The sequence below is a fragment of the Pseudodonghicola xiamenensis DSM 18339 genome (assembly GCF_000429365.1).
Lineage (GTDB): Bacteria > Pseudomonadota > Alphaproteobacteria > Rhodobacterales > Rhodobacteraceae > Pseudodonghicola > Pseudodonghicola xiamenensis.
In genome coordinates, this window is the sequence record NZ_AUBS01000007.1 from 80,526 (window position 1) to 93,840 (window position 13,315).

10 protein-coding genes and 1 tRNA gene are annotated in these 13,315 nt (G+C 63.8%); 7 read left to right on the forward strand and 4 right to left on the reverse strand.

Features of this window, described 5'->3' with window-relative positions; translation table 11 throughout:
- Positions 1–45 precede the first annotated feature (45 nt).
- From G455_RS0109925 to G455_RS0109940, 4 genes are all read left to right on the forward strand, one after another.
- A tRNA-Gly gene (locus tag G455_RS0109925) sits at positions 46–119 on the forward strand.
- Positions 120–482: 363 nt separating this feature from the next.
- Positions 483–2,294, forward strand: coding sequence for an ABC transporter transmembrane domain-containing protein (locus G455_RS0109930; protein ID WP_028093568.1), 1,812 nt, complete (start codon positions 483–485; stop codon positions 2,292–2,294).
- A 183-nt stretch (positions 2,295–2,477) separates the two neighbouring features.
- A complete protein-coding gene (locus G455_RS0109935) occupies positions 2,478–4,367 on the forward strand; it encodes an acyl-CoA synthetase (RefSeq protein WP_028093569.1) in 1,890 nt (629 codons plus the stop codon).
- Entirely contained in the window at positions 4,364–5,308 is a 945-nt protein-coding gene (locus G455_RS0109940) for an alpha/beta hydrolase (RefSeq protein WP_028093570.1), read from the forward strand. Before G455_RS0109935 ends, G455_RS0109940 begins: the two co-directional genes overlap by 4 nt.
- Before the next feature lie 44 nt (positions 5,309–5,352).
- On the opposite strand, the gene G455_RS0109945 is transcribed toward G455_RS0109940, so the two are convergent.
- Positions 5,353–6,111, reverse strand: a complete 759-nt coding sequence (locus tag G455_RS0109945) for an alpha/beta fold hydrolase (protein WP_028093571.1) — start codon at positions 6,109–6,111, stop codon at positions 5,353–5,355.
- A 120-nt stretch (positions 6,112–6,231) separates the two neighbouring features.
- Here G455_RS0109945 and G455_RS0109950 point away from each other — a divergent pair, with 120 nt between their 5' ends.
- Both G455_RS0109950 and G455_RS0109955 read left to right on the forward strand, forming a co-directional pair.
- Entirely contained in the window at positions 6,232–6,648 is a 417-nt protein-coding gene (locus tag G455_RS0109950) for a hypothetical protein (RefSeq protein WP_154664361.1), read from the forward strand.
- 150 nt (positions 6,649–6,798) lie between these two features.
- Positions 6,799–7,212 (forward strand): VOC family protein, encoded by a 414-nt coding sequence (locus G455_RS0109955; RefSeq protein ID WP_028093573.1) that lies wholly within the window; start codon positions 6,799–6,801, stop codon positions 7,210–7,212.
- A gap of 58 nt (positions 7,213–7,270) precedes the next feature.
- Here G455_RS0109955 and glyA read toward each other — a convergent pair whose 3' ends face one another.
- On the reverse strand, positions 7,271–8,563 hold the full coding sequence (glyA, locus tag G455_RS0109960; protein WP_028093574.1) for a serine hydroxymethyltransferase: 1,293 nt from the start codon (positions 8,561–8,563) through the stop codon (positions 7,271–7,273).
- Positions 8,564–8,728: 165 nt separating this feature from the next.
- Here glyA and G455_RS0109965 point away from each other — a divergent pair, with 165 nt between their 5' ends.
- Positions 8,729–9,490 carry an NAD kinase gene (locus G455_RS0109965; protein ID WP_028093575.1) on the forward strand — a complete coding sequence of 254 codons (762 nt, stop codon included), beginning with the start codon at positions 8,729–8,731 and terminating at the stop codon, positions 9,488–9,490.
- Between the two features lie 218 nt (positions 9,491–9,708).
- Here G455_RS0109965 and G455_RS0109970 read toward each other — a convergent pair whose 3' ends face one another.
- Both G455_RS0109970 and prpE read right to left on the reverse strand, forming a co-directional pair.
- Positions 9,709–11,139 (reverse strand): amidase, encoded by a 1,431-nt coding sequence (locus G455_RS0109970; protein ID WP_028093576.1) that lies wholly within the window; start codon positions 11,137–11,139, stop codon positions 9,709–9,711.
- Positions 11,140–11,315: 176 nt separating this feature from the next.
- On the reverse strand, positions 11,316–13,208 hold the full coding sequence (gene prpE, locus G455_RS0109975; RefSeq protein ID WP_028093577.1) for a propionate-CoA ligase PrpE: 1,893 nt from the start codon (positions 13,206–13,208) through the stop codon (positions 11,316–11,318).
- Between the last annotated feature and the right edge of the window lie 107 nt (positions 13,209–13,315).

Here is a 13,315-nt window from a genome sequence, read left to right on the forward strand (position 1 = left end):
TGCTTGACGGCCTGCGCGCCATGCCCTAGTCAACACTGGCCCAGAGCGGGTATAGCTTAATGGTAAAGCCCCTGCCTTCCAAGCAGGCTATGTCGGTTCGATTCCGTCTACCCGCTCCAATTATCCTGCAATTTACAATTAAAATCAGTCGCTTATATGCGATTGTGTCCCATGTGGAGTGGTGCGTGGGACATTTCCACCATTCCATTCCCTCCAGCGCGCTCGTTGCGTTGCGTGCGAGTTTCCCACGTTGCACGCTCTTCGAATGGACCTCGGATGTCTGCGCCTGGGTGGTGCCCGTGGATGCTCATGATCTGGTATTGGGAGCAGCCTTCTTGCGCCAGAAGGTAGCCAGCATCGAACCGGCAGCCATTGACGGCGGGGCAACTGTGCGCTTGACCCGCCTGCCGGGCGCGGCCATGAAACGGCCCGGGGGCGGCAATGTCCGGTTCTCCCGCAGTTCAGCCAGATAAGGAGCCGCCATGGCCCGCCGTTCCGCTCAGACCCTCGCCGCACCCGGAGCCGAAGCCGATCGCGCCAGGTCGCGCCAGATCGGGGTGCTCGGAGCGCTCTGGCCCTATATGCGGCCCTATCTGGGGCTGATCGTGGCGGCATTGCTGGCGCTGGTCTTCACCTCGACGGTTTCCCTGATCCTGCCACTGGCGGTGCGTCGGGTGGTCGACAGTTTCCGCGACGGGCAGACCCAGCTTTTGGATCAATATTTCCTTGCCGCGCTGGGCATTGCCGGACTGTTGGCGCTGGGCACCGGGTTGCGCTATGCGTTGGTGACCAAGCTGGGAGAGCGGGTGGTGGCCGATCTGCGTAAGGCGGTCTTTGACCGGGTGATCGGCATGAGCCCGGAGTTCTTCGAGCAGATCATGACCGGGGAGGTACTGAGCCGGATCACCACCGATACCACGCTGATCCAGTCTGTGCTGGGCTCCTCGGTCTCGATCGCACTCAGGAATATGCTGCTGTTCCTCGGTGGCATGGTGCTGATGCTGTTGACCTCGGCCAAGCTGACCGGGCTGGTGCTGTTGATCGTGCCGGCGGTGGTGGTGCCGATCCTGGTGCTGGGCCGCCGCCTGCGCAAGGTCAGCCGAGAAAACCAGGACTGGATCGCGGCCTCTTCCGGCAATGCCTCCGAGGCGCTGGGCGCGGTGCAGACGGTTCAGGCCTTTACCAACGAAGCCGCCAGTCGTGCCCGTTTCGGAGAGATGACCGAGACCTCTTATCAGGTGTCGCAGCGCCGGATCGTGACCCGGGCGCTGTTGACGGTGATCGTGATCTTTCTGGTGTTCACCGGTATCGTCGGCGTGCTGTGGATCGGCGCACGCGATGTGCGGGCCGGCATGATGTCGGACGGGATGCTGGTGCAATTCGTCATCTACGCGGTGCTGGTGGCCGGGTCGGTCGCGGCCCTGTCGGAAATCTGGAGCGAGCTGCAGCGCGCCGCCGGCGCCACCGAGCGGCTGGTCGAATTGCTGAATGCCGAGGACAAGGTACAGGACCCGGCAACGCCGCGCACTCTGCCGCAGCCGGCGCGGGGCGAGATCGCCTTCGAAGGGGTCACCTTCCGCTATCCGGCGCGACCCGAGACCGCGGCGCTGTCCGATATCTCCTTGCATATCCGCCCGGGCGAGACGGTGGCCTTCGTCGGCCCCTCGGGTGCCGGCAAGACCACGATCATCCAGTTGGCGCTGCGCTTCTACGATCCCGATCAGGGCCGGGTGACGCTGGACGGCATCGACCTGCGCGACATGGCGCGCGACGATTTCCGTCGCGCCGTGGCGCTGGTGCCGCAGGACCCGGTGATTTTCGCCGACTCCGCGCGTGAGAACATCCGCTTTGGCCGGCCCGAGGCGACCGATGCCGAGGTCGAGGCAGCCGCCATGGCCGCCGCGGCGCATGAGTTCATCGCCGCGCTGCCGCAAGGCTATGACAGCTATGTCGGCGAACGTGGCGTGATGCTGTCGGGCGGGCAGAAGCAGCGTATCGCCATCGCCCGGGCCATCCTGCGCGATGCGCCCGTCCTGCTTCTGGACGAGGCGACCAGCGCGCTCGACGCGGAAAGCGAGCGGGCGGTGCAGCTGGCGGTTGACGAACTGAGCCAGAGCCGCACCACCCTGATCGTTGCCCACCGTCTGGCTACGGTGAAAAAGGCCGATCGCATCGTGGTGATGGAGGCCGGCCACATCGTCGCCATCGGCACCCATGAGGAGCTGGTGGCGCAGGGGGGGCTTTACGCCCGTCTGGCGCGGTTGCAGTTCACCGATGGGGCGACACCGGTCTGAGCCGAAGCGGCGCAGCGCTTGGGATTGCCTTCGGGGAAGGCGGGTTCTTCTGTCTGGCATGGCGTGACGTCATGTCGGACATTATCCGAATAGCCAGGGTCATCGCCTTGAAAATCAGGCGTTTTCAGATCACTCTTTCAAGTGGGGACATCCTCGGAAGCAGGTCGTCAGGGAGGACGCGATATGGGGTTTGCCGGAGTACAGGATCGGCTGGCAATCGAAAACGAGATGCCGTGGGAAAAGCGGGATCTGCCCAAGACTCTGTATCAGATGTTGTCGGGGACGGCGCAGAAGTATCCGGACGGCAAGGCTGTGAGCTATCAGCTTCTCTCCGGTCCCAAGGACAAGGCGGAAACTCTGACCTGGTCCCAGCTTCTGGCGCAGAGCTGTCAGGCGGCGAACCTGTTCCGCTCGCTCGGGATTGGCGAGGCCGATGTGGTCGCCTGCGTTCTGCCCAATTGTAACGAAGCGCTGCTGAGCATTCTCGGCGGGGCGATCGCGGGCATCGTCAACCCGATCAACCCGTTGCTGGAACCCGAACAGATCGCCGCCATCCTGCGCGAGACCAACGCCAAGGTGGTGGTGACGCTCAAGCCCTTCCCTAAGACGGATGTGGCCCAGAAGGTGGCAGAGGCTGTGCGCCATTCGCCGCATGTCAACACCGTGCTCGAAGTCGATCTGAACCGCTATCTGACGCCGCCGAAATCCTGGCTGGTGCCGCTGGTCCGTCCGAAGATCGAGGGCAAGGCGCTGATCGCCCATGCCGATTACCTCGATTTCAGGGCCGAACTGAAGAAGCAGCCGACCGAACTGACCTTCGCGGATGGCGGCAAGGATCGGGTGGCCTTCTATTTCCACACCGGCGGCACCACTGGCATGCCGAAGGTGGCGCAGCATAAATATTCCGGCGCGATCTATAACGGCTGGGTGGGGCACCGGCTGCTGTTCACGGCCGAGGACAACATGATGTGCCCGCTGCCGCTGTTCCACGTCTTCGCCTGCCACGTGGTGGTGATGGCCGCACTCGCCTCGGGGGCACATGTGGTGTTCCCCACCCCGGCGGGTTATCGCGGCGAGGGGGTGTTCGATAACTTCTGGAAGTTGATCGAACGCTGGAAGATCACTTTCATCATCACTGTTCCCACCGCGATTTCGGCGCTGATGCAGCGCCCGGTGGATGCCGATGTCAGTACGGTGAAAACAGCCTTCTCCGGCTCCGCGCCGCTGCCGGTCGAATTGTTCCGCCGGTTCGAACAGGCCACCGGCGTCAATGTCGTCGAAGGCTATGGGCTGACCGAGGCGACCTGCCTGGTTTCCTGCAATCCGCCCGAGGGGGAAAAGAAGATCGGTTCGATCGGCATTTCCTTCCCCTATTCCGACGTCAAGATCATGAAGGGTACGCCCGAAGGGCCGAAGGAGTGCGACGTCGATGAGATCGGCGAGATCTGCGTCTCCACCCCCGGGGTCTATGCCGGGCACACCTATACCGAGGCGGCGAAGAACGCCGATCTTTTCTATTACGACAAATATCTGCGCACCGGTGACCTGGGCCGGATCGACGCGGACGGCTATGTCTGGATCACCGGGCGGGCCAAGGACCTGATCATCCGGGGGGGTCACAATATCGACCCGGCCGAGATCGAGGAGGCGCTGCTGAGCCATGAGGCGGTGGCCTTCGCCGGGGCCATCGGTCAACCGGATCCCTATGCGGGGGAGGTGCCCTGCGCCTATGTCGAACTGGTCGAGGGCGCGACGGTGACCCCGGAAGAGCTGATGCAACACTGCAAGATCCACGTTCATGAACGCGCGGCCCGGCCGAAATTCGTGGGTATCCTCGACGAGCTGCCGAAGACCGCCGTGGGCAAGGTCTTCAAACCCGAACTGCGCAAGATGGCGATCACCCGCATCTACAACGCGGCGCTGGAGGCGGCGAATGTGCAGGCCAGGGTCGACCATGTGGTCGATGACAAGACCCGGGGGTTGGTGGCGCAGCTTCGCCGCAATGGCGCCGACGAGGAAGATGTGGCACATGTTCTGGGGAACTTCACGAATCCCTGGGAATGGGACGAATGACCGCGCCACGTGATTACAAGAACCTGATCGACAAGGACGTCTGGGCATTTATCGCCAAGACGGCCGAAAGCTACCCTGACGATGCGGTGGATAATTCCATCGGCGAACAGCGTCGGATCTATGACGCCATGTGCAAGGTCTTTCATCATCCCTATCCCGAAGGGGTGACGGCTAGCGATAGCCTGGCCGATGGTGTGCGGGTGCGGGTCTATACCGCTGGTCTGCCCGATCGGACGGTGATGTATTTCCACGGCGGGGGTTTTGTTGTCGGCGGGTTGCACAGCCACGATGACGTCTGTGCCGAAATTTGCGCGCGCACCGGCTATCGGGTGGTGTCGGTCGATTATCGGCTATCGCCGGAACATACCCATCCCGCCGCCTTTGACGACAGTTGGGCGGCGACGGTCTGGGCGGCGAAGGAATTCGGCGATCCGCTGGTCCTGTCGGGCGATAGCGCCGGTGGCAATCTGGCGGCCTGTGTGGCGCATCACGCGCGCGGACGGCTCGACGGGGTGCTGGGGTTGGTGCTGATCTATCCCGGGCTGGGCGGCGACGGCTCGGCATTGTCTTATGTCGAAAATGCCAATGCGCCGCTGCTGAGCGCGGCCGAGATGGCGTTTTACGAACGTGTCCGCCTGGCCGAGGGCCAGGAGAAGCCCGGTGACGATCCGACCTTCGCGCCGCTTCTCGACAGCGATTTCGCCGATTTGCCGCCCACGGTGATCATCACCGCCGATTGCGATCCGTTACGCGACGATGGCCCGGCCTATGCGGAGAAGCTGCGCGCCGCCGGGGTCAAGGTGCATTGGATCAACGAACCCGGTTTGGTGCACGGCTATCTGCGCGCCCGCCACATGGCCGAGCGGGCCCGTGAGAGTTTCGAACGGATCGAGGTCGCGATCGAGGCGCTGGGGCAGGGGCTCTGGCCCTACGACGACTGACAGGGCTGGGAGCTGCGGGCGGGCGTTGTCCTGCTGCGTCAGGGTCAGGCGTTGAGGAAGGCGCGCACCGTGGCTTCGAATTCGCGCGGTTTGTCGGCATGCAGCCAATGGCCGGCGCCGGACAGTTTGACGAAACGCGCCTGCGGGAACAGATCGAGGATACGCGGCCGGTCCTGCGGTTTGACGTAGCTGGAATCCGACCCGGTCAGGAACAGAGCCGGCCCACCCCAATGCCCGGTAATGTCCGGGAAGGAAAGGATTTCGGACATCTCGGCCTCGAGCACATCGAGATTGAGGCGCCAGCGCTTTTCCTTCAGGTCGAGCGATTGGGTGAAAAAGCTTTGCAGGGCCCGTTCGACCCCGGCGGCGGCGAGCTGCGCCTCGGCGTCTGAGCGGCGTTCGATCGTGCTGAAATCCACCGAGCGCATCGCCGCGATATGCTGGCTCTGGCTGTGATTGTAGGCGATCGGGGCGATATCGCCCACCACCAGCCGGCGGACCAACTCGCCATGGGTCAGCGCCAGCATCATCGCAGCCTTGCCGCCCATCGAATGGCCCAGCACATCGGCCTGGCCGCCATGGGCACGAATGACCTCGGCGAGATCGGCGGCCAGATCGACATAGCGGTGATGCGGAAACCAGGGGCTTTGACCGTGGTTGCGCATATCGACGGCGATGACCTGACGCTGGTCGGACAACCGTTTGGCGATCACGCCCCAGTTGCGGGCGGAACCGAAAAGCCCGTGGGCGATCAGCAGCGGCGGTTGGTCGGTGGGGGTGCCATGGAGGATGGTGTTCAGCATGGAGCCGGTGATAGCGCCGGCGGGGCGGTTGCGCCAGACCCATTGAGCCCGGGCCGTGGCGAGGGTAATCTGACCACAGGCGCCTGAGCGCCCGAGATGCTGTTCCCGAGACGCTGCCCCGTGACCGACGTGACCGATACCGCCCACCTGTCTGCCCCCATCGCTTTGCGTATCGCTGAGGTGTCCGCGCTCATGCGGGCCAAGCTTGGAGCAGGGAGCGGCAGACTGGGAGCAGGCGGCGGCACGCTGGCGGCGGCGCTGCGTCGGGCCAGCCACCGGTTGCCGCGTCGAATTCGCGGACAGGCGCGGCTGTTGGCCAGGGCAGAGGAAAAGGCGCGTCATCCGAAATTGTGCCTGACGCTCGATGCCGTCGCGCTGGGGCGGGCGGCGGATGAGGTGGCGGGCTATCTGAAGTCCATTGATCTGGCCGATCGTCGCAAGGGCTGGTGGCTGGGGATGCTGGGCGGGCTGGCGTTCAATGTGCTGGCCTTTGTCACCCTGTTGGTGGTGATTCTGCGCTGGCGCGGGTTCCTCTGAAATCGTCCGGGTCGCGTTCGGGGGCTCAGGGCGCCTTTGGCGCCTGCCTTCGGCGAGGATATTTCCGGCCAGAAAAAGGGCGACGGCAGGTTCTGGCCTTCGGCGGCGGGGTTGGCGTAAGCAGGAGGGGCAGAGAACAGGAGTGCTCCCATGAAATCCGTCTTTCATCTGGCCTATCACGTGCGCGATCTGGATGCGGCGCGCGCCTTTTACGGCGGTATCCTTGGCTGTGCCGAGGGACGCAGCACCGACACCTGGGTGGATTTCGATTTCTTCGGGCATCAGATTTCCCTGCATCTGGGAGAGCCGTTCCAGACCACGCGGACCGGCAAGGTGGGCGATCACATGGTGATGATGCCGCATCTGGGCGTGGTTTTGCCGTTGGAGGATTGGCTGGCGCTGGCCGACCGGTTGCAGGCCGCCGGGGTGGAGTTCGACATCCCGCCGGTGGTGCGCTTCGAGGGCGAGCCGGGCGAGCAGCGCACCATGTTCTTCTTCGATCCGTCGGGCAACCCGATCGAGGTGAAGGGGTTCAGGGATTTCGCCGGGGTGTTCGCCGTCTGAGACGGAAACGCGAAACGGCCGCCCGAAGGCGGCCGTTTCCATCTGTCGGGGCGGCCGATCAGAGGTTCGGATAGAGCGGGAAGCGGGCGCAGAGCGCGGCCACTTCGGCCTTAACCTTTTCCTCGACCTCGGCATTGCCTTCGGCGCCATTTGCGGCAAGCCCGTCGACGACTTCGATGATCCAGTCGCCGATCTGACGGAATTCGGCCTCACCGAAGCCGCGGGTGGTGCCGGCGGGCGAGCCAAGGCGCACGCCCGAGGTCACGGTCGGTTTTTCCGGGTCGAAGGGCACGCCGTTCTTGTTGCAGGTGATATGGGCGCGTTCCAGTGCCTTTTCGGTCTCGTTCCCCTTGACGCCCTTGGGGCGCAGGTCGACCAGAAGCACATGGGTGTCGGTGCCGCCAGTGACCAGATCGAGGCCGCCTTTCATCAGCTGATCGCCAAGCGCCTGGGCGTTCTTGACCACCTGTGCGGCGTAGCCCTTGAACTCGGGGCGCAGCGCTTCGCCGAAGGCCACGGCCTTGCCGGCGATGACATGCATCAGCGGGCCGCCCTGGATGCCGGGGAAGATGGCCGAGTTGACCTTTTTGGCGATGGTCTCGTCATTGGTCAGGATCATGCCGCCGCGGGGGCCGCGCAGGGTCTTGTGGGTGGTGGTGGTCACCACATGGGCATGCGGGAAGGGCGAGGGGTGCTGACCGCCGGCGACGAGGCCCGCGAAATGGGCCATGTCGACCATCAGATAGGCGCCGACCTCATCGGCGATTTCGCGCATCTTGGCGAAATCGACCTGACGCGGGATGGCGGAGCCGCCGGCCACGATCAGCTTGGGCTTGTTCTCCAGCGCCAGTTCGCGGATCTGATCGTAGTCGATCCGCTGGTCCTGCTGGCGCACGCCGTATTGCACGGCATGGAACCATTTGCCCGATTGGTTCGGCTTGGCGCCATGGGTCAGGTGGCCGCCGGCGTCGAGGCTCATCCCGAGGATGGTGTCGCCGGGCTGGATCAGGGCTTGATAGACGCCCTGGTTGGCCTGGCTGCCCGAGTTCGGCTGCACGTTGACGAACTCGCAGCCGAACAGCTGCTTGGCCCGGTCGATTGCCAGTTGTTCGGCAATGTCGACGAATTCGCAGCCGCCGTAATAGCGTTTGCCGGGATAGCCTTCGGCATATTTGTTCGTCAGGATCGAGCCCTGAGCCTCGAGCACGGCGGCGCTGACGATATTTTCGCTGGCGATCAGCTCGATCTCGTCGCGCTGGCGTCCCAGCTCAAGGCCGATGGCTTTTGCGATCTCGGGATCGCGTTCGGCAAGGGATTGGGTGAAAAAGCCGGTTTCACTGGGCGCGCTCATGGTAACTCCCATCATCTGCGGTGGATGGCGGAGTTCCTACTGGAAAGGGGGCGGCGCGAAAAGCCCGGAATGCGACGTTTCGGCAGGTTACGGCGGCAAGGCTGGTCAAGAGTGGAAAGGTATGCTTGTTTCGGAACCGATTGCGCAGCACCGGAAACTCCTGTCATGACCCTGAAAATTGCGTTCCTCGCCAGTGAGGCGCCGGTGGCGCAGGCGGCGCGGGTGGATCTGGCCGCGCGCTATGGTGATAGCCCGCCGGAGGAGGCGGATGTGATCGTGGCACTTGGCGGCGACGGATTCATGCTGCGGACCCTGCATGCGACAGCGGATCTGTCGGTGCCGGTCTATGGGATGAATCGCGGCACCATCGGATTTCTGATGAACGAATATGATGAAACCGATCTTAAGGTCCGGCTGGCCGAGGCTGAGGAAGAGATCATCAATCCGCTCTCGATGACGGCGATGGACCGGCAGGGAGAGATGCACAAGGCGCTGGCGATCAACGAGGTCTCGTTGCTCAGGGCGGGGCCGCAGGCGGCCAAGCTGAAGATTTCGGTCGACGGGCGGCTCAGGCTGGCGGAACTGGTCTGCGACGGGGCGCTGCTGTCGACGCCTGCGGGATCGACAGCCTATAATTATTCGGCGCATGGGCCGATCCTGCCGATCGGGGCGGATGTGCTGGCGCTGACCGCGATCGCGGCGTTTCGGCCGCGGCGCTGGCGGGGGGCGCTGCTGCCGAAGACCGCCAAGGTTCGTTTCGACGTGCTCGAAGCCGAAAAGCGGCCGGTGATGGCGGATGCCGATTCGATCTCGATCATGGATATTGATTGGGTGGAAATCCGGTCCGAGCCGCGGGTGCGGCACCGCATCCTGTTCGATCCCGGCCACGGGCTGGAAGAACGGTTGATTTCGGAACAATTTACCTGAAATTTCCGGATCGACCGGGCATTTTTGCCTGTGCAGTCACAGAAACGATTGCATTTGCGTTGTATCAATCCGGCGTCTGCTAAGCGGGCTCCGGTCATAAGGCCGCCGGGTGCGATCATTACAACCAAGTGTCGATACCATTCGAGACACTGTTCAAAGTGAAACATTTTTCAAAGGTCCGGGCGCGGGAGATGTCCCGCGCCCGAATTTTGCCGATTTCAACCCATCCGGGTCCAGAGCGGATCACACATTCGGCCGATGCGGTTTTCAATGGCGATGCAGGCGTCCACGGCCAGATCCTCGCGCCAGCGGCGGGCGACGATCTGCACGTTGATCGGTTGCGGTCCCTTCGGCAGATTGGCCAATCGCGCCGGCACGCAGGCTGCAGGCAGCCCCATGTAGTTCATCGCATAGGACCAGAGTGCAGAGCCCAGAACCTCGCGCACGCCCTCGGCGCCTTCGAGGTCGCGGTCGGGGCCGAAGAAGGGCTGCGGCAGGAAGGGGGCCAGTACCAGCGGATAGTCCTGCTGGAATTCGGACCAGGCGCGGGCGTAATAGCTGCGCTTGGCCATCATCTGTAGCAGTTCCACATCCTTATACGGGACGAACTGGCGGAAATACTCGTCGAAAATATCGTTGATCTCTGCCGAGCCCTGGGCGCGGATCGCCGGCTCCATCAGCGCCAGGACCTCGCCCATCAGGGTGCGGTAGCCGACCATGCCTGCCTCGCGCAGGAGCGGCGGGTCGATGTCTTCGACCTGATAGCCGGCATCGACGAGGGCCGCGCGCGCGTCATCGAGCGCGGCGGAGACTTCCGGGTGCATCTCGAATTCGTAGGTTTCCTTGGTGAACCCTACCTTGATCGGCCCTTCCAGCGGTTCGCCGCGCCAGGGCAGGGGGGTGTGGAACGGATCGCGCGCATCCGGCGCGATCAGCGCGGGCATCGACAGATGCAGGTCGGCGGCAGAGCGCACGATCAGCCCCTGCACCGACATTGCCTGCGCCAGCATGCCGCGTTCGGCGGTCTGGCTGGGGTTGTAGGCGGCAACGCGGGACAGGCCCGGTTTCACCGTGACCGCGCCATTGGCGGCCGCCGGAAACCGCAGCGATCCTCCGATATCGTTGCCATGGGCAAGCGCGCCGATCCCGGCCATCACCGCGGCGCCGGCCCCTCCTGACGATCCGCCGGCCGAAATATGATCACCCCAGGGGTTGTTGGTGCGCCCGAACAGCGGGTTATCGGTATCGGCGCGAAAGGAAAACTCGGGCGTGTTGGTGCGCCCGATCACCACGGCGCCGGCCTTCAGCAGGTTGCTGACCACCGGGGCGTCGCCCGGCGCGATGACGTCTTTCAGCGCCACGACGCCATTGGAGTTGGCCTGCCCCTTCTGATCTACGTTGATCTTGATGGTTACCGCTACGCCATGGAGCGGTCCGCAAGGGGCACCGGCGGCCCGGGCCCGGTCCAGGTCTCTGGCGCGGGCGCGTGCCTCTTCTGCGAGCGGTACGACAACAGCATTCAGAGCGGGGTTTGCCGCCTCCATCCGGGCGAGGTTCGCCTCGGTCACGGCTTCGGCGGTCACATCGCCGGCGATGGTGCTGGCGGCGGTTTCGGTGGCGCTCAGGCGCCAGAGGTCTTTATTTGACATGTGATTTCATCTCCTGCGGCGGGCAGCCTAAGCCCAATGCGGGAGAGTGCAAGCGGTTCCAGGCGATCGCGTGGAGCCGCATCGGGGATCGGGGCCGCGCTGCGACGCGCGGCTCCGATTTTTGCGCAAGTACAGGCCAATCGTTGGCCAATCTCTGGCCGATCTCTGGCCTGACCTCAGGCCTTGGCGTAACCGATGCTTTGCAGCGCCAGCTTGATCTCGTCCAGAATGGCGGGATCGTCGATGGTCGCGGGCATCTTGAACTCCTTGCCATCGGCAATCGACACCATGGTGCCGCGCAGGATTTTGCCCGAACGCGTCTTGGGCAGCCGATCGACCACCACGGCCAGCTTGAAAGCGGCCACCGGGCCGATCTGGTCGCGAACGAGTTGGACGCATTCCTTGATGATGTCCTCATGCGGGCGATCGGTGCCGGCGTTCAGGCACAGAAAGCCCAGCGGAAGCTGTCCCTTGAGATCGTCGGTGACGCCGATCACCGCGCATTCGGCAACATCGGGGTGGGAGGCCAGAACCTCCTCCATCCCGCCGGTGGACAGGCGGTGGCCGGCCACGTTGATCACGTCATCGGTGCGCGCCATGATATAAAGATAGCCGTCTTCATCCATGATCCCCGCGTCGCCGGTTTCGTAATAACCGGGGAAATTGGTGAGATAGGATTTGATATAGCGATCTTCCGCCTGCCACAGCGTCGGCAAGGTGCCCGGTGGCAGTGGCAGTTTGATAGCGATGGCGCCCAGTTCGCCGGGTTTCACCGGATGGCCGCCCTCGTCGAGGATCTGGACATCATAGCCCGGCATCGGCACCGAGGGCGAGCCCAGCTTGACCGGCAGTTCCTCGATCCCCAGCGGGTTGGCGGCGATCGCCCAGCCGGTTTCGGTCTGCCACCAGTGGTCGATCACCGGCACCTTCAGTTGGGTCTGCGCCCAGGTGATGGTGTCGGGGTCGGCGCGCTCGCCGGCTAGGTAGACCTGCTTGAGGCAGGACAGATCGTACTTCCCGATCAGTTCGCCCTTCGGATCCTCGCGCTTGACGGCACGGAAGGCGGTGGGGGCGGTGAAGAAGCTTTTCACCTTATGCTCGGAGATCACCCGCCAGAAGGTACCGGCATCGGGGGTGCCCACCGGCTTGCCCTCGAACACGATGGTGGTGTTGCCGTGGATCAGCGGCGCATAGCAGATATAGCTGTGGCCCACGACCCAACCCACGTCGGAGGCGGCCCAGAACACATCACCGGGGTCGACGTTGTAGACGTTCTTCATCGTCCAGTTCAGCGCTACCAGCTGGCCGGCGGTGTGGCGGATCACCCCCTTGGGCTGGCCGGTGGTGCCAGATGTGTAAAGGATATAGGCTGGGTGATTGCCGTCGACCGGCACGCAGTCGGCGGGTTCGACCCCGTATTGGAAGCCATGCCAGTTGAAATCGCGGCCCTCTTCCAAGTGCGCAACCTCTTGTTCGCGCTGGAAGATCACGCAGAAATCCGGCTGGTGGGTCGAGAGTTCCAGCGCACCGTCGAGCAGCGGCTTGTAATGCACCACGCGGCCCGGTTCGATGCCGCAGGAGGCGGCGATGATGCACTTGGGTTTGCAATCGTCGATCCGCACTGCCAGCTCATGGGCGGCAAAGCCGCCGAAGACCACGGAATGGACGGCGCCGATGCGCGAACAGGCCAACATCGCCTCAAGTGCCTGCGGGATCATCGGCATGTAGATGATTACTCGGTCGCCCTTTTCTACGCCCTTGGCGCGCAGCGCGCCGGCCAGGCTTGCCACGCGGTTGCGCAGTTCCACATAGGAAATCCAGCGTTTGGTCTGGGTGACCGGGCTGTCGTGGATAATGGCGATCTGTTCGCCGCGGCCGGCTTCGACATGCCGGTCGACCGCGTTCCAACAGGTGTTGACCTGCGCGTCTGAAAACCATTCGTAGATCGGCGCCTTGTCGTCGAACAGCGCCTTCGAGGGGGGCTTGACCCAGTCGATCGACTGCGCCGCGTCCATCCAGAAGGCCTCGGGATCCTGTTGCCAGCCCGCGTAGACGTCCTTGTATGCCATGGTATTCCCTCCTCTAGCGTCCTCGTTTTGTTACGAGCCACATTGCCCCGGGGCAAGGCACCAGCGGGCCTAAGCGTCAGTTTATCGCAATAAAGTTGCCGGGAGGA